Origin of the sequence: Thermoactinospora rubra, from assembly GCF_002093975.1 — a bacterium.
Lineage (GTDB): Bacteria > Actinomycetota > Actinomycetes > Streptosporangiales > Streptosporangiaceae > Nonomuraea > Nonomuraea rubra_A.
Genome location: NZ_MSZZ01000022.1, coordinates 40,534 through 61,406, shown reverse-complemented (window position 1 = coordinate 61,406; position 20,873 = coordinate 40,534). Strand labels below are relative to the sequence as shown.

Genomic DNA, 20,873 nt, shown 5'->3' with positions numbered 1-20,873 from the left:
CGCCTGCTCAACTGACTGATCGGGCAATCAGCGAATTGACTCTTCCTCAAGGGATGTGAGATTTGTGGATCCGCGCAAGGCACTGGCTGACGCGGAGCGCAAGCCGTACTGGCTGGATGAGGATCCGGCCGAACCCGAGCCCCTGCCCCGCCTGTTCGGGCCAACCTCCGCCGACCTCGCGGTCATCGGCGGCGGCTTCTCGGGACTGTGGACCGCGCTGCTGGCCAAGGAACGCGACCCCTCGCGCGATGTGATCCTCCTGGAGGCCAGGACCGTCGGCTGGGCCGCCTCCGGGCGCAACGGCGGCTTCTGCCACGCCAGCCTCACCCACGGCCTGGAGAACGGCCTGCAGCGCTGGCCGCAGGAGATCGCCACCCTCTACCGCATGGGGGTGCGGAACCTCGACGAGATCGAGGACACCATCCGCCGCTACGGCATCGACTGCTCCTGGGAGCGGACCGGCGAGATGAACGTCGCCACCGAGCCCTGGCAGCTCGACGGCATGGAGGAGGCCTACACCATCGGCCGCGAGCTCGGCATGGACATCTCGCTGCTGGACGCCGAGCAGGCGCGTGCCGAGGTCAACTCGCCCACCTACCTGGGCGGGCTGTGGGAGCGCGGCGACTGCGCCATGCTCGACCCGGCCCGCCTGGCCTGGGGGCTCAGGCAGGCCTGCCTCTCCCTCGGAGTTCGCATCCACGAGCACTCCGCGGTGCAGTCCATCGACCGCGACGGCCCCTCGCTGCTGCTGACCACGCAGTACGGCAAGGTCCGCGCCGCCCGGGTCGCGCTCGGCACCGGCGTCTTCTCGCCGCTGCTGCGACGGCTCAAGTACTACGTGGTGCCGGTCTACGACTACGCGCTCATGACCGAGCCGCTGACGCCCGAGCAGCGGGAGTCGATCGGCTGGAAGAACCGCCAGGGCATGGGCGACAACGCCTACCAGTTCCACTACTACCGGATCACCGACGACAACAGCATCCTGTGGGGCGGCTACGACGCCGTCTACTACACGGGCGGCAAGGTCAAGCCCGCCTACGACCAGCGGGACGAGACCTTCGTCAAGCTGGCCGAGCACTTCTACCAGACCTTCCCCCAGCTGGAGGACGTCCGCTTCTCCCACCGGTGGGGCGGCGTGATCGACACGTGCAGCCGGTTCTCCGCCTTCTACGGCACGGCGTACGGCTCGCGCCTCGCCTACGCCGTCGGGTACACCGGCCTGGGCGTGGCGGCCACGCGCTTCGGGGCGAACGTCATGCTCGACCTGCTGGACGGCCGGGAGACCGAGCGCACCCGCCTGCAGATGGTCAGGGAGAAGCCCATCCCGTTCCCGCCCGAGCCCTTCCGCTCGGCGGCCATCCAGCTCACCCGCTGGTCCATCAAGCAGGCGGACCGGCGTGAGGGCAGGCGCAACCTGTGGCTTCGCACGCTCGACCGGGTGGGGCTGGGCTTCGACTCCTGACGGCTCGGGCTGTGTCGTGTGCGGGGTCCGCCTCCGGCGTACCCCGCACCCTGGCGATGAGTTTCCGCTTCCTCACCGGTCTGCCCGGCATCGCGTGCGACCCCATCACGCCGGCATCGTGCCGCACCACTGCCGCCCGGAAGCCGCGACCTCGGCACCCTGAAGGCGACGCACGGCTTTCGGCGACCGGCGGTTGCCGTACGGAGGCGTGGCCTCGCGACGTGCCGACGAGTTCGCTCAGCTCTCCTGAAGGATCCAGCGCAGCGGCTTTATCCGGCTCAGGGGTGTCCCCAGGCCCACGAACTTGTAGTCGACCGTGGCTATGTCAGTGATCTTCAGCCGTTCTGCCATCGCCAGAACGATGCCGTCGACGTATCCAAGCGGGCCGCTGACGAGCATTTCGCAGAGATGGAGTGCCCTTCTCCTGTCCTCCAGCGTGGGATCGACTATCTCGAAGTCGCCCCCCTGGAGCATTGCGCTCAGAAAGCGGAGTTCCAGCGACGGCCCGTTACGCACTTGGTTCCGGAGGAAACCGCACGTCTCAACGAGAACGGGTTCCGGAATCGTGAGCTGTCCGGTCTCCTCCTGGAGGAGGCGAGCGCAGCGCTCATGGTTGACGTCGCCACGATCGAATACCGCTATCAGTACTCCCGTGTCACAGAGCAGACGCTTCATGCACTCCGCCGGACAGCGTCGATGGCTTCGACGATCTCCCGATCGCGGCGTGCCTCCGCCATGATCTCACGGTATCGCGCAGAAAGATCGTGTTCTCCTGTGCTCACCATCCCGGCCCACGGAAACCGGCGTCGCAGGGCGTCGTAGTCGATCTGTTCGTGGGCTTCCATGAGAACCAATGTAGACGTCTCCCGTGTCGTCAGACGAGAGCGGGCAGGTGGGGGCTCTGGTGACTCTCCACTCACAGACGGCAACTATACGCATTCCCTGCCCCGACATGGACTGAATTCCAGGGGCATCTTGATTCCAGGGCATCTTGCCGGTGCGGGCACCGGCACCGGCGAGCGCCGCCTCCCGGCGCGTGGCGAGGAAGCACCGGGAGGTGCATGCTGGGCGGCATGAGAGTCGAGTTCCCCTGCGAGGGCCTGCGGCTGGTGGGCGACCTGCGCGTGCCCGAGGGCGACGGCCCGCATCCCGCGCTCGTCCTCACCGGCCCGTTCACCGGCGTGCGCGGCCAGGTGACCGGGCGGTACGCCGAGCGCCTGACCGCACGCGGCTACGTCACGCTGGCCTTCGACCACCGCAACTGGGGCGAGTCGGACGGCGAGCCGAGGCGGCACGAGGACCCCCAGGGCAAGCTGCACGACCTGCGCGCGGCCGTGTCGTTCCTGCGCGGCAGGCCCGAGGTCGACCGGGAGCGGATCGGCGCGGTGGGCATCTGCCTCGGCGCCGGGTACGCCCTGAAGTTCGCCGCCTTCGACCCGCGGGTGAAGGTCTTCGCGGGCATCGCCGGGGCCTACAACAACCCGTACGGCATGCGCGCCGGCATGGACTACCAGGCCGCGCTGGCGTCCTTCACCGAGATCCTGGAGCGCCAGGACCAGGGCGGACCGGTCGAGTACCTTCCCGCGGTGGCCGCCGAGGGCGAGGCGGCCATGCCGGGCGAGGAGCCCTTCGCCTACTACGGCACCGACCGCGGCGCCTCGCCGGGCTGGCGCAACGAGGTGACCAGGGCGAGCGTCCTCGAACTGATCACCGTGGACAACATGATGGGCGCGGACTTCCTGTCGCCCAAGCCGGCCCTGATCGTGCACGGCGTGGTGGACCGCTACTGCTCGCCGGAGGGCGCGGAGGAGGCGTTCAAGCGGCTGTCGGAGCCCAAGCGGCTGGTGTGGCTGGATGCCCGGGAGCACGTCGACCTCTACGACGTCGAGCCGTACGTCACCCAGGCCGTCGACGCCACGGCCGAATTCCTCCACGAACATCTCTAAAGGCGGATCGCCGTACATCCATCGATGTAGCCGGACAATCGCCCTGCACGCCGACAAAAGCGCATGATCACGCCTTGAGCATGGAGGCATGAAGCGGATCGAAGCGCTGGACGTCCTGCGCGGCGTGGCCATCCTGGGCACGCTCGGGACCAACATCTGGATCTTCACCGCGCCCGGCGGGCCCGCCGACCTGCTGGGCCTGGGCGGGCAGAGCGGCGCGGTGGAGACCTTCCTGAGGTTCCTGACCAACGGCAAGTTCCTGGGCCTGCTCACGCTGCTGTTCGGCGTGGGGCTGGAGATCCAGTACCGCAGCGCGGTCCGCAAGGGCATGCGCTGGCCGGGCCGGTACCTGTGGCGGGCCGCGCTGCTGCTCGCCGAGGGGGTCCTGCACTACGTCCTGATCTTCGAGTTCGACGTGCTCATGGGCTACGCGGTCACCTCGATGATCGTCGCCTACCTCATCGGCAGGAGCGACCGGGTCGTGCGGGCGTGGATGATCGGAGCGGGGGCCGTCCACGTCGCGCTGGTGGGGCTGCTCACGCTGGCGATGCTGTACGGCGGCGCGCAGCCCCCCGAGCCTGCGGGCAGCACGCTCTTCACCCAGGGCAGCTGGGCCGACCAGGTCGCCTCCCGCCTGCAGAACCCCGGCCTGTACCGCGCCGAGCTGATCTTCATCATCCCGATGGGCATCGTGCTGTTCCTGCTGGGCTCCCGGCTGCTGCGCGCGGGCGTGTTCGAGCCGGAGGGCGAGGCGCTGCGCAGGAGGCTGGCGATCCTGGGCCTGGGCGTGGCGGCGCCGCTCAACCTCCTCACCTCCTACGCCGGGCCCGCCTGGTTCGCGGTGGACCGCTACATCCTGCCGCCGCTGGTCGCGCTGGGCCTGCTGGGACTGATCACCTCGATCGTGCTGCGGATGCGCGGCCCTGCCGGCCCGATCAGGCGCGGCCTCACCGACGTGGGCCGGACCGCGTTGTCGTGCTACGTGTTCCAGAACCTGGTCGCCGGCGCGCTGTGCTACGGCTGGGGCCTGGGGCTGGCGGCCCGGCTGGACTGGCTGCGTCCCTGGTGGGTCCCGCTCCTGTGGGCGCTCATCTGCGTGAGCTTCATGATCCTGGCCTCCCTGTGGCTGCGGCGGTTCTCGCGCGGCCCGGTCGAGCTCGCCTGGCAGTGGGCATATGCCGCGCCCTTCCGCAAGGGTGTGATGAGCCGCACGGGCGGGAATTGACGCCTCATCCCCCGATGAATGGTCTTTCTTCGGGGGTACGGCATGCGGTGGCTCGGCGTCGCGCTGGCAGTGGTGCTGGCGGTGACCGGCTGCGGAGTGCGGCGTGCGACGACAGGTCCCCAGCCCGGCCCGGTCACGGTGCGCGAGACCGAACCACCACCCTGCATCCTGAAATTTCGGGACAAGAAGGCAGAGCGTGCCGCACGCGCCCGCCTCGAACGCGACCTGAGACGCTACCTGGCCCGGCAGCCGGGACGGATCGCCTTCAGCGCCCACGACCTGGCCACCGGCATACGGCTGGGCCACCGCGAGCACCAGCGCGACATGATCACGGCGAGCGGCTCCAAGGTCGACATCCTCGCCGCGCTGCTCCAGCGCCGCCACCGGCTCTCCCCGGCCGAACGCGACCTGGCCGCCCGCATGATCCGCGAGAGCGACAACGGCGCCGCCGACGCCCTGTGGTGGCGGGTCGGCGGAGGCGGCGCCATGGCCCGCTTCTACCGCCTGGTCGGCATGCGCGAGACCGTGCCGGGGCCCTCGCGCTTCTGGGGCGGCACCACCACCAGCCCCGCCGACCGGATCCGCCTGCTGAAGCTGCTGGTCAAGGGCGGGCGGGGCCTGACCGAGCGGGACCGGTCGCTGGTGCTGTCGCTGATGGGCAGGGTGATGCGTGACCAGGCGTGGGGCGTGAGCGCGGCGGCGCGGCCGGGGGAGAAGGTGGCGCTGAAGAACGGCTGGACGCCGCGCCCGTTCAGGGGCAACACCTGGGCGGTCACCAGCTACGGCCGCATCAGCGGCCCGGGCCGCGACCTGCTGCTGGCCGTGCAGACCGACATGCAGCCGGGGGAGGGCAGCGGCATCCGGGCGATCGAGGGCCTGGCCCGCATGATCGGCCGCCGCCTGGGCGACCTGCGCCAGGAGCGCACGGTGCGCTGCCCGGCCAGCCTCTGACCCAGGCGCCGGGCGTCGGCGTCGCCCGGAGTCTGGCGCTTCCTCCTGCCCGCCCTGGTCGCCCGCCTGCCGTACGCGATGCTGCAACTGGGCGTCCTGCTGCTGGTGGAGTGGCCCACCGGCGCGTACGGCCCGGCCGGGACCGAGGCGTTCGGCCCGGGCGCGGCGTTCTGGGTGCCGCCGGTGCTGACGGCGCTGGCCTCGGTGCTGACGCTGGCGCGCCTGCGGTCACTGGCGGGCGGCCAGGACCTCCTCAGGGATCACCTTCGGCACGCCCCGAAGGCCGAGGAACGCGAGCACAGCCACGCACGCTAGCAGGATCGCCGTCACCGTCCCCGTGGCGTGCACGCCTTCGACGAAGGCCAGCCGCGCCGCCTGGACCACCTGCGCGGCCTGGTCGGCGGGAAGCGTCGCGGCGTACTCCAGGGCCCCGGCGATCGACTCGCGCGCCACGGCCGGTCCGGTCATGGTCGCGCTGTAGACGGTGTTGAGCACGGTGCCCAGGACGGCGATGCCCAGGGCGGCGCCGAGCTCGAAGGAGGTCTCGGAGACCGCGGCGGCGGCGCCCGCCCGCTCGCGCGGCGCGGCGGCCAGCACGTTGTCGTTGTTGACGGTGAAGGTCAGCCCGATCCCGATGCCGCCGACCAGCATCACCGGCAGCAGCGCCAGGTAGTTCAGCTCGGTGCCGAGCGTGCCGTAGTAGCCGAACGCCCCGGCCGTCAGCAGCAGGCCGAGCGCCACGACGCCGTTCCTGCCCAGGGCGGGGATGAGCTTGGCGGCCAGCACGCCCCCGATGCCGCCGGCCAGCCCGCCGGGCAGCCCGGCCAGGCCCGCCTGCAGCGGCGACCAGCCCAGCACGAGCTGGAAGTACCAGGCGAAGATCAGCGACATGGCCATCATGGAGAAGATGCCGAGCACGTTCGTGCCGATCGAGGCGCTGAAGGCCCGCCGGCGGAACAGCCGCACGTCGATCAGCGGGTCGGCCAGCCGGGTCTGCCGGAGCGTGAAGACCGCCAGCGCGACGACGCCGAGCACGCCGGCCACGAGCACGTCGGCGTGCCCGAGGCCCTTGTCGGCCGCCTCCTTGATGGCGTAGACGAGGGCGACCAGCCCGGTGAACGACAGCGCGACGCTGGCCGGGTCGATGCGGCCGGGGTCGGGGTTCCTCGACTCCGGCAGCACGATGAGCCCGCCGACCAGGACGACCGCCATGACGGGCACGTTGATCAGGAAGACCGAGCCCCACCAGAAGCGGTCGAGCAGCAGGCCGCCGACCACCGGGCCGAGCGCGAAGCCCGCCGCGTTCATCCCGCTCCACAGGCCGACGGCGGCGGTGCGCTCGCCGGGGTCGGTGAAGACGTTGCGGATGATCGACAGGGTCGAGGGCATGATCGTGGCGCCCGCCACGCCCAGGAGCGCACGGGCCGCGATGAGCAGTTCGGGGCTGGGCGCGTAGGCGGTGGCGAGGGAGGCGACGCCGAAGGCCGCCGAGCCGATCAGCAGCAGCTTCTTGCGTCCGATGCGGTCGCCGACGTTGCCCATGGTGATGAGCAGGCCCGCCACGGCGAAGCCGTAGATGTCGCCGATCCACAGGTACTGGGTGGAGGAGGCGCCGAGGTCGGCCACCAGCCGCGGCATGGCCAGGTGCAGCACGGTCAGGTCGACGGTGAGCAGCAGGGTGGCCACGCAGCACAGGGCCAGGACGGCGCCCTTGGGGATCTTCTTCATGCCCGCAGCGTGGCGGGCGCCGCTGACGAACGGCCTACCGCGCGCTGACGGCCGCCAGGGCCTGCGCCGGCGACATGCCGTCCAGCAGCGCGGCCCGCTCCTCGTCGCCGCGCCGCCGGGCCAGCTCGGCCAGCGTCTCGACGGCCTGCCGCGCCAGGTAGCGGTTGGTGCGCGCGCACGCCGCCAGCGCCTCGACCGACAGCCGCTCGGCCGCCGCCGCGTCGCCGCCGGCCAGCTCCAGCCGGGCCCGGGCCAGGAGCGTGCGGTGGCGGAGTTCCACGTGGGCGTACCAGCTGGGCGGGCAGGTGTGCAACGCCTGGTTCAGCAGCGCCCCGGCCCGCTCGAAGTCGCCCTCGGCCGTGGCCACCTCACCCAGGCCGAGGTAGGCGTTGGCGAGGTTCTCCGGCGAGCCCACCCGGCGGGCGAGCTCGGCGGCGCGCAGGTAGCAGTCGCGGGCCTGCCCCAGGTCGCCCAGCCGGACCAGGCAGTCGCCCCGGCGGCACAGGTAGTCGGCCACGTCGGGGGTCGAGCCGAGCTGATGGGACAGCTCCAGCGACTGCTCCACCAGCTTCAGCACGGTGGCGTAGTCGCCCTCCTGGAAGGCCAGGTCGGCCAGCCCCGCCAGCGCGAGCGTGGCGCCCCAGCGGTCGCCGATGGCGTGGAAGCCCTCCAGAGCCCGCTCCAGCTCGGCCCGCGCGAGGTCCGCCTCGCCGAGGTTGACCCGGATGAACCCCTGCCCGGCGTGGCTGAGCGCCCTGACCCACGGCGTCATGTCCAAGGTCAGCAGCGTCCGCGCGGTCTCCGTGTCGAGGTCTTCGGGCGGCCCCAGGAACATCGACAGGATCATGGTCAGGAACTCCAGCCGGTACGGGAAGTTCTTCATCGTCACGCTCGCCCGCAGCCGCGCCAGCCACTCCTCGGCCCGCGGCGGCGTCCCGCCCGACCAGCCGGCGACCAGCACGCAGGTCACGAACTCCTCCCAGCGGCCCTCCGGCGGCTCGCCGACCCGCTCCAACAGCTCGGTCGCCAGCGCGGCGCTGACCCCCCGGTGGCCGCGCAGCCACCAATAGCACGCCAGCGCGGCCGTCAGGCGCAGGCCCAGCTCCGCATCGCCGGAGTCGATCGCCCAGCGCAGCGCGGCGTGCAGGTCGTCGCGCTCCTCGTCCAGCCGCCGCAGCCACTCCAGCTGCTCGGCCCGGCGCAGGTGGGGCTCGGCCGCCTCGGCCAGGGCCAGGCACCACCGCGCGTGCGCCCGCCGTACGTCCTCCACCTCGCCCGCCTCGGCCAGGTGTTCGGCGCAGTAGGCCCGGATGGTCTCCAGCATGCGGTAGCGCCCGTCCACGACCTCCACGAGCGACTTGTCCGCCAGCGACAGCAGCACCTCGGCCGGCAGCCCGCACACGCGCTCGGCCGCCTCGATCGTCGCCCCGCCCACGAACACCGTCAGCCGCCTGGCCATCGCCTGCTCGTCGGCGTCCAGCAGGTCCCAGCTCCACGCCACCACCGCGCGGAGCGCCTGGTGGCGTGGCAACGCCGTACGGCTGCCGCGGCTCAGCAGCCGGAACCGGTCGTCCAGCCGGGCGGCCAGCTCGGCCAGCGACAGCGTGCGCAGCCGGGCGGCGGCCAGCTCGATGGCCAGCGGCAGCCCGTCCAGTGCCCGGCAGACCTGGGTGACCAGCGGCGCGGTCGCGGCGTCCACGGCGAAGCCCGGCACGACCGCGGCCGCCCGGTCGGCGAACAGCCGGACCGCGGGGAAGTCCAGCGGGTCGGGCGCGCCGGGCGGCGGCAGGCGCAGCGGCGCGACCGGGTGGATGGCCTCGCCGGTGATGCCCAGCGCCTCCCGGCTGGTGGCCAGCACGCGCAGCCCCGGGCAGGCGGCCAGCAGCAGGTCGGCCAGCTCCGCGGCGGCGCCGATCACGTGCTCGCAGTTGTCGAGCACGAGCAGCAGCTTGCGCTCGGCCAGCGCGGTGACCAGCCGCTCGGCGGGGTCCAGCGCGGGCGGCTCGGGTCCGCCGGTCCTGGCGCCCAGCGTCGCCTCCCGGATGCCCAGCGCGTCGAGCACGGCCGCCGGGACGCCGTCGTCGTGGAGCACCGGCGCCAGCTCCACGACGCACACGTCGCCGGGGGCGCGCTCGGCCGCCTCGACCGCCAGCCTGGTCTTGCCCGCGCCGCCCGCGCCGATGAGCGTGACGAGCCGGGACCGCTCCAGCAGCGCGCCCACCCTGGCCAGGTCCTCGCCGCGGCCGACGAAGCTGGTGAGCTGGGCGCGCAGGCCGCGCCGCGCCCGGCTCGGCGCGGGTTCGGCGCGCAGCACGTCGAGGTGGGCGCCGGCCAGCTCGGCGCCGGGCTGGACGCCCAGCTCCTCGTCCAGGACGCGGCGGCCCTCCTCGAAGGCGGCCAGCGCCTCGGCCTGCCGGCCGCTGCCGTGCAGGGCCCGCATCAGCTGGGCGCGCAGGCGTTCGCGCAGGGGGTGGCGCTCGACCAGCTCGCGCAGCTCGGAGACCAGGTCACGGTGGCGGCCCAGCTCCAGGTCGGCCTGGACGCGGTCCTCGACGGCCGACAGCCACACCTCCTGCAGCGGCGCGACCAGGGGCTCAGGGGCCTCGGGCGGGCCCTGCCACAGCGCCAGCGCCTCGCGCAGCAGCCCGGCGGCACGCCCGGCGTCGCCCCTCGCCAGGGCTGCGGCGCCTTCGGCGGCCAGGTGGCGGAAGCGGTGCGCGTCGACGTCGAGGGGATCGACGGCCAGGCGGTAGCCGGCCGGGTGGAACTCCACCACCTCGCGCCCGATGAGCCGGCGCAACCTGGAGACCTGGGACTGCAGGGCGTTGGCCGCGTCGTCCGGCGGGCGCTCGCCGTACAGGCCGTCGACGAGCCGCGCGGCGGGGACGATCCGGCCCGCCTCCAGAGCGAGCAGCACGAGCAGCCGGCGCAGCCGCGGACCGCCGACCTGCGCGCCGTCGGCCCGCGCGGCGCCCAGGATCTCTACCCGCATGCCTCGATTATGACGGCAACCTCGACGGCGACACCGGCGGCAGCATCGCGGCGATCTCGCCGTAGGCCGGGATGGGCGGCGGCGGATCCCGCAGGACGGCCAGCGCTCCCCGCAGCGCGGCGCGGTAGAGCAGCGAGCCGGTGCTGACGCGCGCCGCGCCCGCCTCGGCCAGCTGCTCCAGGCTGGGGCCGCCGGGCCGGTAGAGGATGTTGACGGGCTTGGGGGTGCTCGCGACGAGCGCGGCGATCCGGTCCAGGTCGCTCAGCCCGGGGACGAAGATCCCGTCGGCGAGCCCGTAGGCCTCGACCCGTTCCCCGGTGTCGCCCGTGCCGAGCCAGCAGGTGTCGGTCCTGGCGTTGACGAAGACGCCGAGCCCGGCCACCGCCTCCAGGATGGCGCGCTGGTGGCCGATGTCGCGCAGGGTGCCGTCCGGGCGGCCGTCCTCGATGTTGACCCCGGCCACGCCGAGCTCGCGCAGGGTCAGCACCAGCTCGCGCACCTCGGCGGGGTCGTCGCTGAAGCCGCCCTCGACGTCGACGGTCACGTGGACCGGGAGGCGGCAGATGAGCGCGGCCAGGCGGACGGTCTCCTCACGGGTGGCCCCCGCGGCGTCGGGCTTGCCGTGGACGGCCGCCACGCCCAGGCTCGTGGTCCCGATGGCGGTGAAGCCCTGGGCGGCCAGCATGGCGGCCGAGCCGTAGTCCCAGGCGTTGGGCAGCAGGAGCGGGTCGCCGGGGCGGTGCAGGTCGCGGAAGCTCACGCGCGTCGTCCTTCCGGGGCGGGGGCGCATGCCCCCACGCTAGGGCGAGGTTCCCTCGGCGCGCGTCGAAATGTCGGCCCGCCGCAGTGTCGGCCCGTCGAAGCGTCAGCCCGCCGAGGCGTCAGGCGGCCAGCTCCAGCGGCTCCTCGGCGGGCTCGCGTGCGGGCTGGGCCTCGCGCGAGACCGCGGCCAGCGCCAGCACCAGGGCGATCTCCACGGCGACCAGCCCGCGTTCGAGCAGCCCGTAATAGGCGCCGCCGTTGATCAGGGCGGAGGTGAAGCTGGCCGGATGCGCCGCCAGGTAGGCCACCAGCGTCAGGGCCGAGGTGACGCTCAGCGCCCGGACCAGGTTCCAGCGCGGCAGGGCGGGGCGCCGCCGGGCCAGCGTCCATCCCGCCACCGGCAGCGCGGTGAAGAACACGGCCGCCGCCCAGCGGTGGATCTCCCCCGCCAGGGTCTGCGGCCCCGGCGCCGGGTCGGTCGGGAAGACCGCGCTGAGCATGAGCCCGGCCGCCGCCGCCACGAGCAGCACGCGCGCCGCGGCGCTCCTGTTCGGCTCCCGTACGGCCAGGCCGTACGCCACCGCCAGGCAGCCGGCGGCCAGGCTCAGCATGCCTGCGGCCACGGGCAGCACGCCGCCCTCCACCAGGACGTAGTCGCTCAGGAGCGTCTGCATGGGCAGCGCGAGGTGGACGTAGAGGAGGGTGGCCAGCGTGACCACCGGCCCGAGCACCGCCGCAGCCTTGATCAACGCGCCACCTCGTCGTAGATCTGCTCGAAGCGGGCCAGGGACGCCTGGTGGTCGTGGGTGAGGGCCAGCTCGCGGCTCGCCTTGCCCATCCGCGTGCGCGCGTCCTCGTCGGTGAGGATCTCCGTCAGCCGCTTGGCCAGCGTGATCACGTCGCCCGGCTCGTAGAGGAAGCCGTTGTCCTCCACCAGGTGCGGCAGCGCCATGGCGTTGGCGGCCACGACCGGCAGCCCGCTGGCCATCGCCTCCAGCGTGGCGATGCTCTGCAGCTCGGCGATGCCCGGCATGGCGAAGACGTCGGCGGCGGCGAACGCCTGCGGCATCAGCTCGTCGGGCACGAACCCGAGGAAGTCCACCCGGTCGCCGACCCCGATCCGCCCGGCCAGCTTCTCCAGGTGCTCGCGCTGGTTGCCCTTGCCGACCAGCGCCACCTGGGCGTCGGTCACGTTGAGCACGTGCGGCAGCGCCCGCACCAGCTCCTCCAGGCGCTTTTCCTCATCCAGCCGCCCGACGAACAGCACGGTGGGCCGGTCGGCCAGCCCGAACAGCTTGCGCGCCCACGACTTGGGCTCGGTGTGCGGGTGGAAGCGCGCCAGGTCGATGCCGCACGAGACCGCCTCCACCTCGCGGGCGAAGCCCTGGTCGGCCAGCAGCTTGGCGGCCAGCGGGGTGGGGGTGGTGACGTGGTCGGCCCTGGCGAAGATCCGGCCGAAGTCGCGCCACGCCAGCCGCCCGGCCGCGGTCCGCAGCCGGCCCGGGATGTGGGCGAACTGGAAGAGGTTGTCGGGCATGAAGTGGTTGGTGGCCACGACCGGCACGCCCCGCCGGCGGGCGGCGGCGATGGCCGCCCGCCCCACGACGAAGTGGCCCTGCGTGTGCAGCACGTCGGGGTCGATCGCCGCGACCAGCCGGTCCAGCCTGGCCGGTACGGTCACCCGCATCGTGGGGTGCACCACCAGCGGCGCCGAGCGCAGCCGGTGCAGCACCACCCCGTCCACCATCTCCGTGCGGGCCGGGCCGTCCGCCGACTGGCACACGACGTGCACCTCGTTGCCCCGCGCGGCCAGGCCGGTGGCCAGGCGGTGGGTGAAGTAGGCCGCGCCGTTGACGTCGGGCGGGTAGGTGTCGGTCGAGATCAGGATCCGGCGTGGCCGGCGCGGGAGGGGCTGCGGCGCGTGCTCGACGACGTGGAGAGGGATGGCCATCAGCTGGTCCTTTCCAAGGGTGTGGTTCTGGCGAGGGCGACGGTGCCGCCCGCGGCGAGCGCGGCGGCGACGATCGAGGGCAGCCCCGAGGGCAGGGGCTCGCCGAGCAGCAGCGCGCCGAAGGCCACCGCGGTGAGCGGGTCGGCGATCTGCAGCGAGGCGAAGGAGACGCCGAAGTGCCCGACGGCGTAGGCGCGCTGGAGCACCATCAGCGCCAGCAGCGCGGGCAGCGGCAGGGCCAGGGCGTACCACCAGTTCCAGCCGCCGTCGACCAGGACGCGCAGCAGCGTGGCGGTCGCGCCGTACAGGACGCCGGAGCTGGTGGCGAGCAGGGCCGCGCGCCCGGCGGGGGAGACGGCCCGGGCGGCCGCCCACAGCAGCAGCGCCGCGCCGCCCGCGACCGCCAGCAGCGTGGCCGCCCCCTGCGGGCTGAGGTAGGTCGGGCCCGAGTGCTCCGGCACGAGCAGGACGAGCCCGATGAGGCCGATCGCGACGACCGCGGCGGCGCACAGCTCCTGCCGCGTGGGCCTGCGGCCGTGCAGGGCCGCGGCGATGGGCAGCGCGAACAGCAGGCTCGCCACGCCCATCGGCTGCACCACGGTCAGCGGGCCCAGGCCGAGCGCCAGGATGTGCAGCCCGCCGCCGGCCAGGATGGACAGCCCGCCGAGCAGCCAGCGGGGCCTGCGCAGCAGGTCGCGCAGCCGGGCCCGGCCGCTTCCGAGGGCCTCGAACTGCTGGAAGGCGGCGCCGAGCGCGAAGAACAGCGAGCCGGCGAGGGCCACGGCGGCGGCGACCAGTGTCGCCGACCCCGCGATGTCCGGCACCGTCATGCCCGGCACCGTCATGCCCGGCACTGCCATGTCCGGCGCTGTCATGGCGCGCTCCTTTCAAGCTGGATGGTTGCTTCGGTGGGTGTCCGCCGAGCCACCGGGCGGCGACTGCGGGTCGAACAATCAGGAGTCTGGTTCGGCGGCCTGTGCCACCCGCGTGAGCGGCCTGCGAGCGCTCTGTGAACCGCGGCGCTTGCGCACCCAGCGGACCAGCTCCACCACGGCGGTGATCGACACCGCGATGCCGAGGCCGAGCAGCAGGCCCTTGATCGGGTCGCCCTCGACCGCCATGCCGCCGAAGTAGCCGATCAGGCCCGAGTACAGCGCCCACGAGCCGGCGGCGATCGTGTCGAAGAAGGAGAACGACCGCAGGGGGTGGCGCACGGCGCCCATGGTGATCGTGGTGGCGGTCCTGCCGCCGGGGATGTAGCGGGCCACCACCAGCACCAGCCCGCCGCGCTCGGCCAGGGCCTGGCGCGCCCACCGGAAGGCCTTCTTCTCCCGCAGCCGCCCGCCCGACTTGTAGCCGATCGCGTAGGAGATGTGGTCGCCGGCGAAGGCGCCCGCCGCCGCCACCAGCATGACGAGGGCGAGGTTCGTCTCGCCCGAGGCCGCGAACACCCCGGCGGTGATCACCGACGTCTCGGCGGGCACGATGGGGAAGAACCCGTCGAGCATCGCGAGGGCGAACAGCGCCGCATAGAGCCAGGGCGACGACATCACCTGGTGGACGAACTCCAGGATGGCGTTGGACACGGCGAAGCTCCGATCGTGGATCAGGGGAGGGCTCTCCCAGCCTGTCGGCGGGCCGGCGACCGGGACATCGGGGAATCCCCCGTCGCGTCACGGGTGCGTCCCCGAGATCTCTCAGGGCCCGCCGTGGCCGAGGCTAGGATTCGCGCACGTCACGCCACATCTGCCAGGGGTCGGGGTGGGGCCCTGACTTTCGTCGGGGTCATGCTCCGATCCAAGCCGGGAGGGCCGCCCGTGATCAGGAGTGCAGGCATCCGTCTTGGGGTGCAGCCCGCACCACCGCCGGGGGTGGCGTGAGGCGCAATCCCCCGTGAGGGGGAGGCGGTTCCCCGCCGGGCGGGAGGACCGGCGCGGGCCGTCACGCCAAGGTGGAGCCATGGACAAGACAGCGACTGGCAGGATCGTGGCGGGCACCGTGGCCCTGGCCGCGATGCTGCCGTACCTCACCATCAAGATCCTCTGGCTCACCGGCAGCTATGTGGGCGTGCTGCGGCCCGACCTGTTCGAGAGCGCGGAGATGGTGGGGGCCAACGCCGCGACGTTCGGCATGGAGGCGGTCGGCCTGGTGCTGGCGGCGGGCATGATCATGCGATGGGGGATGCGGCTGCCCGCCTGGACGGTGCTGCTGCCGCTGTGGGTGGGCACCGGGCTGCTGTCCAGCATCGCGCTCAGCATGCCCCTGGTCCTGCTGGTGTCGGGGCCGTCCGCGTTCACGTCCTCCGACGTGCTCGCGGTCTGGGTCTACCCCGTCGTCTACGGCGGCTTCGTGGTCCAGGGCGTCGCGCTCGCGGTCGCGTTCGCCTTCTACGCGCGGGACAGGTGGCCGTGGGTCTTCGCCGGGCGGTACGGCCCGGCCCGCCACCCGCTGCAGCTGGTGATCGCCCGTGGCGCGCTGCTGATGTGCGTCCTGCTGGGCCTGGCGCGGCTCGCGCTGGCCGTGACGGCGGACGCCACCCTGGGCATGCGCATCCCGCAGGTGGTGGCGGGCCTGCTGACGATCGGCGGGGGAGTGGCTTACCTGGCGCTGGCCGAGGGGCGGCGGGGCGTGCCGTACCTGGTGACGGCCTGGCTGGGGGCGGGCTCGACGTTCGGGTGGGGCCTGTACAGCGTGGTCCTGCTGGCCGTGGGCGGCCCGCTGGGCGGGGGCCGTTCGCCGCTCGACGTGGTGGAGGTCTTCGCCACGCTGACGGGGCTGGTGATGGGCGTCGCTGGAGCGTTCCTGCTGACCTCAGGCGGGCGCGTGGTGCAGGCGGCGCAGCACCCGCTTGAAGCCGAGGATCGAGAAGGCGATCGCCAGACCGCTGATAGCGGCCACCACTGAGGTGCGGATCAGCATGTAGCCGCCGAGCGTCTGGTGGAGCACCAGCCAGATGCTCACCGTCGAGTTGGCCAGCAGCACGAACGCCCACAGCAGCGTGATGCGGGCGAAGAACCGGCGCACCCGCTCATGCTTGAGCACGGCCTGCGGCAGGTGGATGTAGTCGAGGGTGAGCTTTTGCACCAGCGGCCGGTTCAGCCGCACCGAGGCCAGGAACGCCACGGCGATGCACATGGTGCCGAGCTCCGGCTGGATGAGGAAGTACTGCCAGCTGTCCAGGACGAAGGAGATCGCCGCCCGGGCCGTGATCGCCAGCGCCGCCACGAACATCGTCGCCGGCACCCTCGTCCCGCGCACCAGCCTGACCACCACGCACAGGTAGACCCAGCCGATGGTGGCCAGGAGGGCCACCTTGAGGCCGAGCACCGCCATCGCCACGTAGAAGACGGCCATGGGGGCGACGACGCCTTCCAGCAGGCGAGGGGTCGCCTGCCGCAGCAACGAGGTCAGACGGGGGAGGGTGACCGGAGGATGGTTCAAGGCTGCTCCGCTGTGGTGCCGGTTTTCCTGCGACTACCCGGATCGCGCGAGGTCAGGCGACCCGGAAGGGAAGGAGGCGCTCACCTCTGAGGGGCGCACCGGTCGCCTACCGTACCCGACATCCCCCAGTGCGACTGCCTCTTTGTGCACGTTCGGCACCGGTCAGCCCAGGCTTGAGGTGGCCAGCTTCGCGCCGAAGCCCACGAAGAGCGCGCCCACCCCCGAGGTCAGCCCGGCCGCCAGCCTGCGGCGCGAGCGGAACTGCCCGGCCAGGAAGGTGCCGCCGAAGATGAGCGCGGTCAGGTAGAGCACGCTGAAGACCTGGATGATCGCGCCCAGGATGAGGAACGACAGCGCCGGATGGGCGTAGTCCGGGTCCACGAACTGGATGAAGAACGAGACGAAGAACAGGATCGCCTTCGGGTTCAGCAGGCTGATCAGCAGCGCGCTGCGGAACGGCCGCACGCGCGCCCCCTCGTCCGCCGCCGGGGCCTGCGACTCCCGCGCCGGGGAGCGCCACGCCCGCCAGGCGCCCCTGATCATCTGGAGGCCGATCCAGGCCAGGTATCCCGCGCCCGCGTACTTGACGATCGTGAACAGCAGCGCGTTGGACTTCAGCACCGACGCGGCGCCCGCCGCGGCCAGGGCCATCAGGACGGTGTCGCCGACGAACACCCCGGCCGCGGCCCGGTACCCGTGCCGCACGCCGCGCTGGGCGGCCTGCGACAGCACGTAGAGCGAGTTGGGACCCGGAAGCAGGATGATGAGGAACGCGCCGATGACGTAGGTCCAGATATCGGTGATACCGAAGAACATCCCAGCATTTTAGGTGGTGTCCTGAAATGTGTCCCGAGCTGTGTCCCGAAATAGCGCCTGCTCCGCCAGGGGCAGCACCCGGTACGGCACGACCGTCGACAAGGTGATCACCGTGGTGCTCCGCCGTACGCCCTCGATGGTGAGCATCCGGTCGATCACCCGCTGGATGTGCTCGTGGTCCCGGCCGGCGATGCGGCACCACACGTCGCCGGGGCCGGTCACGATGTGCGCCTCCAGCAGCTCGGGGATGGCGGCCAGGCGCGCGGAGATGTCCGCGCGGGAGGCCTGCTCCACCTCCAGCGTGGTGAACGCCTGCACGGGGTGGCCGAGCGCCTTCGGCGACAGGTTCGGGCCGAAGTCGGTGATCACGCCGTCGGAGGTCATCCGGTCCAGCCGGGCCTGGACCGTGCCACGCGCCACGCCCAGCAGCCGGGCGATCTCCAGCAGGCCGGTGCGCGGCCGCTCGTGGACCAGGCGGAGGATCTTGAGGTCGAGGTCGTCGAGTCCGGTATGGCGTGCTGGCATATTGACACCATAGCGCCGATATTTCGGGATATTTGACAGCATAGGGCGATGGGTGTTGTCAGGATCGCCGCCCCCGGGCCACAGTGCGGCCATGAGGCAGCACACCCACCCGTTCGTCCCCTACCGCCCCGAGCGCTACCCCGAGGAGGAGATGATCCGCCGGGGCCGGGCCTTCTACGAGCACATGGACCGGCGGCGCAGCGTCCGCTTCTTCTCCGCCGAGCCCGTGCCGCGCGAGTGCGTCGAGCTGGCCGTCATGGCGGCCAATACCGCGCCCTCGGGAGCCCACCAGCAGCCGTGGAAGTTCGTGATCGTCGGCGACCCGGACACCAAGCGGCGCATCCGGGAGGCCGCCGAGCGTGAGGAGCGGCACAACTACGAGGGCGGGCGGCTGCCGCCCGAATGGCGCGCGGCGCTCGCCCCGCTGGAGACCACCTCCGACAAGGGCTACCTGGAGGTCGTCCCATGGCTCGTGGTGTGCTTCGCGGAGAAGTACGGCGTGCGCCCCGACGGCACCCGCGTCAAGCACTACTACGTCAACGAGAGCGTGGGCATCGCCTGCGGCCTGTTCGTCACCGCCCTGCACACCATGGGCCTGTCGACGCTCACCCACACGCCCAACCCGATGGCCTTCCTCAGCGAGATCTGCGGGCGTCCGGCCAACGAGCGGCCCTACATCCTCTTCCCGGTCGGCTACGCCGCCGAGGACGCCGAGGTGCCCGACCTGGCCCGCAAGCCGCTGGACCAGGTGATCGCCTAGAGCGCCTCCTCCAGCAGGCCCACCACGTGGGAGCCGACGTCGTCCAGCAGCGTGGAGGGCGTGATCGGCGCCGCGGCGACGGCGGAGAACAGCGAGGGCAGGCCCGGGAGCGGGAAGCCGTCGTCGGCCCGGGCCGCCGCGCCGACCTCGTTCTTGTCGAGCGCGGCCCGGCTGCGGTCCCAGGCCTCGAGCACCTCCTCGAGCGAGGGCACGCCGAAGCCGTGGCCCACCGGGGCGGCGTGGCGCAGCCGTACCAGAGGGGTCTCGGCGAAGGCCAGCGCGGTGCGGGCCCGCACGGCGAGCCGGTCGCGCCGCTCCACGGGGATCCAGTCCATGGCCGTGCAGGGATTGCGGCAGGTCGCGACGCAGACCGCCAACGCCCCGGCCACCTGGCTGTGCTGGCGGTCGAAGTAGGCGCGCCAGCCCTCCGGCGGCTCGCCCGCCACGCGCAGGGTGCGGTTGGCGGCCGACTGCTCGGCCTTGGTGTGGTCGCACTCCCGGTCGCCGATCACCCCGAAGCGGCTGCCGGTGGCGCTGAGCCCGGCGGGCCAGCGGGCCGGGTCGCCGGCGTGGCCCAGCTCCGGCTCGAACGCCAGCAGCGGCAGGTATTCGGCGGCGATGTGCACGGCGGCGATCATCGGGCTCAGCTCGCGCCGGTGCCATCGGGTCGCGATCACCTCCAGCAGCAGCCCGTAGGCCGGGCGCAGCGACTCCAGCGCGCCGCGCGGCTGCTCGCGCGGCGTCTGCGGCATGTGGCAGGCCCTGGCACGCCGCCGCAGGCCGGGCGGGACCGCCCTGACGTCGGCCGCGAAGTCCTCCGCGTCGAGCGACAGCAGCCGGTGGCCGAACTCGCACACCTCGGCGATCTGCGGCGTCGGCGCCAGCGCGCCCAGGTCGGCGAAGGCGTGGCGCCGGGCCAGCGCCACCAGGAGGTCCCGAGCCGTCTTCACCCGGACCACTTTAGAACAGGTGTGTCAGCCCCCGGCGAGCTGCGGCACCTCCGTGGGGGACTGGATCCCGCTCTGCGGCACCCCGGTGGGGGAGGGCGGCGGCTCCTCCGACGGCGTCGGCGGGGGCGTCGGCGTGGGCGAGGGTTTCGGCTCGGGCGTCGTCGGCTCGGGGCTGGGCGTGCGGGTCGGGGTGGGCGTCGGCGTGGAGGGCGCCGTGGGCAGCGGCGTGGGCGCCGGAGCCAGGGTGGCCGAGGCCCCCGGGCTGGGCGTGGCGTCGCGGGGCGGCGCCGTGCGCTGCTTGGCGGGCCGCAGTCCCGGCGTGGTCGCGCTGCGGCCGGGCGGCTGCTCCGGCGCCACCGACGGGCGCGGCACCGAGTTGGCCGACATGGGCGGCCACACGCGCAGCGAGGCCACGATCGCCAGCGCCGCCACGATCGCCGCGCCCGCGGCCGTCGCGGCCCGCGCCAGCCGCCTGCCGTGCTCCTGCGGCTGCTGCGGCTGCTGGGCCGTCGGCGCCGGAGGGCCGGCGAGCGCCCGGCGCGCCGCCTCGGCCATCGCGGCGGCCGAGGGCCAGCGCTTGGCCGGGTCCTTGGCCAGGGCGCGGACGACGACCTCGCGGACGGCCGGCGGCACGTCCTCGGGCAGCTCGGGCACCGGAGCGTTGAGGTGCTTGAAGATGATCTGGACCGGGGTGTCCCCGTCGTACGGCAGGCGCCCGGTGAGGCACTCGAAGGCCACCACGCCCAGCGCGTAGATGTCGACGGCGGGGCTGACCTGGTTGGCTCCGGCCTGTTCCGGCGCGCAGTACCCGGCCGAGCAGAGCATCTGCCCGGTCGCGGTGAGCTGCCCGGCGGTGGGCGAGTGGGCGATGCCGAAGTCGGTGAGCACCACGCTGCCGTCCGACCGGATCATGAGGTTGCCCGGCTTGACGTCGCGGTGGACGATGCCGCGCTCGTGCGCGGCCGCCAGCGCCTCGGCCACCTGGGCGACCAGCGTCATCGTGCTCTCGCACCCCAGCGGCCCGCGCTCCAGCAGCCGGTCGAGCGGCTCCCCGTCGACCAGCTCCATGACCAGGAAGCTCACCCCGTCGGAGCCGTAGTCGTAGACGTCGGCCACGCCGGGATGGCGCAGCGTGGCCATCGCCCTGGCCTCGTTGAGGAAGCGCGCCGTCGCGGCCGGGTTGTGGAGCAGGACCTTGACCGCGACGGTGCGCCCGAGCAGGGTGTCCTCGGCCCGCCATACCTCGCCCATGCCGCCGGCACCGAGCCGGTTGGTCAACAGATAGCGACCGTTCAGCAACGCACCGTCCCCGAGCACCCGATGAGGCTAGCACCGGGCGCGGCGGCGACGGGGCACGTTCGGCG

General features: G+C 73.0%; 21 protein-coding genes. 7 read left to right on the top strand and 14 right to left on the bottom strand.

From position 1 onward, the window contains the following. Positions 1-64: 64 nt before the first annotated feature. A complete protein-coding gene (locus tag BSB02_RS21895) occupies positions 65-1,462 on the top strand; it encodes an NAD(P)/FAD-dependent oxidoreductase (protein WP_084961286.1) in 1,398 nt (465 codons plus the stop codon). 237 nt (positions 1,463-1,699) lie between these two features. Here BSB02_RS21895 and BSB02_RS21890 read toward each other — a convergent pair whose 3' ends face one another. Further along, positions 1,700-2,137, bottom strand: a complete 438-nt coding sequence (locus tag BSB02_RS21890; protein WP_084961284.1) for a type II toxin-antitoxin system VapC family toxin — start codon at positions 2,135-2,137, stop codon at positions 1,700-1,702. After that, positions 2,134-2,307: a hypothetical protein gene (locus BSB02_RS40680; RefSeq protein WP_158088698.1), complete on the bottom strand. Its 174-nt coding sequence runs from the start codon at positions 2,305-2,307 to the stop codon at positions 2,134-2,136. The genes BSB02_RS21890 and BSB02_RS40680 overlap by 4 nt, the downstream gene beginning before the upstream one ends. Positions 2,308-2,535: 228 nt before the next feature. On the opposite strand from BSB02_RS40680, the gene BSB02_RS21885 reads away from it, so the two are divergent. From BSB02_RS21885 to BSB02_RS21870, 4 genes are all read left to right on the top strand, one after another. Next, the gene (locus BSB02_RS21885; RefSeq protein ID WP_143590989.1) at positions 2,536-3,408 is read left to right on the top strand and encodes an alpha/beta hydrolase; all 873 of its coding nucleotides are present in this window, start codon (positions 2,536-2,538) and stop codon (positions 3,406-3,408) included. 88 nt (positions 3,409-3,496) lie between these two features. Then, positions 3,497-4,633, top strand: a complete 1,137-nt coding sequence (locus BSB02_RS21880) for a DUF418 domain-containing protein (protein WP_084961280.1) — start codon at positions 3,497-3,499, stop codon at positions 4,631-4,633. Positions 4,634-4,651: 18 nt separating this feature from the next. Next, positions 4,652-5,584: a serine hydrolase gene (locus tag BSB02_RS21875; protein WP_084961278.1), complete on the top strand. Its 933-nt coding sequence runs from the start codon at positions 4,652-4,654 to the stop codon at positions 5,582-5,584. Positions 5,585-5,662: 78 nt separating this feature from the next. After that, complete coding sequence (locus BSB02_RS21870; RefSeq protein WP_084961276.1) at positions 5,663-5,899, top strand: hypothetical protein; 237 nt, start codon at positions 5,663-5,665, stop codon at positions 5,897-5,899. Here the strand turns inward: BSB02_RS21870 and BSB02_RS21865 are convergent. The 7 genes from BSB02_RS21865 to BSB02_RS21835 form a co-directional block, all read right to left on the bottom strand. Then, entirely contained in the window at positions 5,813-7,312 is a 1,500-nt protein-coding gene (locus tag BSB02_RS21865; protein ID WP_084961274.1) for an MFS transporter, read from the bottom strand. The genes BSB02_RS21870 and BSB02_RS21865 overlap by 87 nt on opposite strands. A gap of 34 nt (positions 7,313-7,346) precedes the next feature. After that, positions 7,347-10,304: an AfsR/SARP family transcriptional regulator gene (locus tag BSB02_RS21860; RefSeq protein WP_084961272.1), complete on the bottom strand. Its 2,958-nt coding sequence runs from the start codon at positions 10,302-10,304 to the stop codon at positions 7,347-7,349. 7 nt (positions 10,305-10,311) lie between these two features. Next, positions 10,312-11,064, bottom strand: a complete 753-nt coding sequence (locus BSB02_RS21855) for an isocitrate lyase/PEP mutase family protein (protein ID WP_240506571.1) — start codon at positions 11,062-11,064, stop codon at positions 10,312-10,314. A 121-nt stretch (positions 11,065-11,185) separates the two neighbouring features. Further along, positions 11,186-11,815, bottom strand: coding sequence for a DUF998 domain-containing protein (locus tag BSB02_RS21850; RefSeq protein ID WP_084961267.1), 630 nt, complete (start codon positions 11,813-11,815; stop codon positions 11,186-11,188). Next, entirely contained in the window at positions 11,812-13,017 is a 1,206-nt protein-coding gene (locus BSB02_RS21845) for a glycosyltransferase (protein WP_084961265.1), read from the bottom strand. Before BSB02_RS21845 ends, BSB02_RS21850 begins: the two co-directional genes overlap by 4 nt. After that, complete coding sequence (locus BSB02_RS21840; protein ID WP_240506570.1) at positions 13,017-13,892, bottom strand: DMT family transporter; 876 nt, start codon at positions 13,890-13,892, stop codon at positions 13,017-13,019. Before BSB02_RS21840 ends, BSB02_RS21845 begins: the two co-directional genes overlap by 1 nt. A 78-nt stretch (positions 13,893-13,970) precedes the next feature. Continuing rightward, complete coding sequence (locus BSB02_RS21835; protein WP_084961263.1) at positions 13,971-14,603, bottom strand: DedA family protein; 633 nt, start codon at positions 14,601-14,603, stop codon at positions 13,971-13,973. A gap of 373 nt (positions 14,604-14,976) precedes the next feature. Between BSB02_RS21835 and BSB02_RS39815 the strand changes: the two genes are divergently transcribed. After that, positions 14,977-15,921 (top strand): hypothetical protein, encoded by a 945-nt coding sequence (locus BSB02_RS39815; protein ID WP_143590987.1) that lies wholly within the window; start codon positions 14,977-14,979, stop codon positions 15,919-15,921. On the opposite strand, the gene BSB02_RS21825 is transcribed toward BSB02_RS39815, so the two are convergent. From BSB02_RS21825 to BSB02_RS21815, 3 genes are all read right to left on the bottom strand, one after another. Continuing rightward, the gene (locus tag BSB02_RS21825) at positions 15,829-16,458 is read right to left on the bottom strand and encodes a VC0807 family protein (RefSeq protein ID WP_084961259.1); all 630 of its coding nucleotides are present in this window, start codon (positions 16,456-16,458) and stop codon (positions 15,829-15,831) included. The two genes, BSB02_RS39815 and BSB02_RS21825, sit on opposite strands and share 93 nt — an antisense overlap. 162 nt (positions 16,459-16,620) lie before the next feature. Then, a complete protein-coding gene (gene leuE / locus BSB02_RS21820) occupies positions 16,621-17,274 on the bottom strand; it encodes a leucine efflux protein LeuE (protein ID WP_084961258.1) in 654 nt (217 codons plus the stop codon). Between the two features lie 9 nt (positions 17,275-17,283). Next, positions 17,284-17,799, bottom strand: a complete 516-nt coding sequence (locus BSB02_RS21815) for an Lrp/AsnC family transcriptional regulator (RefSeq protein WP_084961256.1) — start codon at positions 17,797-17,799, stop codon at positions 17,284-17,286. A gap of 91 nt (positions 17,800-17,890) precedes the next feature. Here BSB02_RS21815 and BSB02_RS21810 point away from each other — a divergent pair, with 91 nt between their 5' ends. Beyond that, positions 17,891-18,559 carry a nitroreductase family protein gene (locus BSB02_RS21810; RefSeq protein ID WP_084961254.1) on the top strand — a complete coding sequence of 223 codons (669 nt, stop codon included), beginning with the start codon at positions 17,891-17,893 and terminating at the stop codon, positions 18,557-18,559. On the opposite strand, the gene BSB02_RS21805 is transcribed toward BSB02_RS21810, so the two are convergent. Together BSB02_RS21805 and BSB02_RS21800 are read right to left on the bottom strand one after the other, a co-directional pair. Next, the gene (locus BSB02_RS21805; protein WP_084961252.1) at positions 18,556-19,509 is read right to left on the bottom strand and encodes a hypothetical protein; all 954 of its coding nucleotides are present in this window, start codon (positions 19,507-19,509) and stop codon (positions 18,556-18,558) included. The genes BSB02_RS21810 and BSB02_RS21805 overlap by 4 nt on opposite strands. 24 nt (positions 19,510-19,533) lie before the next feature. Beyond that, positions 19,534-20,826, bottom strand: coding sequence for a serine/threonine-protein kinase (locus BSB02_RS21800; protein WP_240506569.1), 1,293 nt, complete (start codon positions 20,824-20,826; stop codon positions 19,534-19,536). Positions 20,827-20,873: the final 47 nt, after the last annotated feature.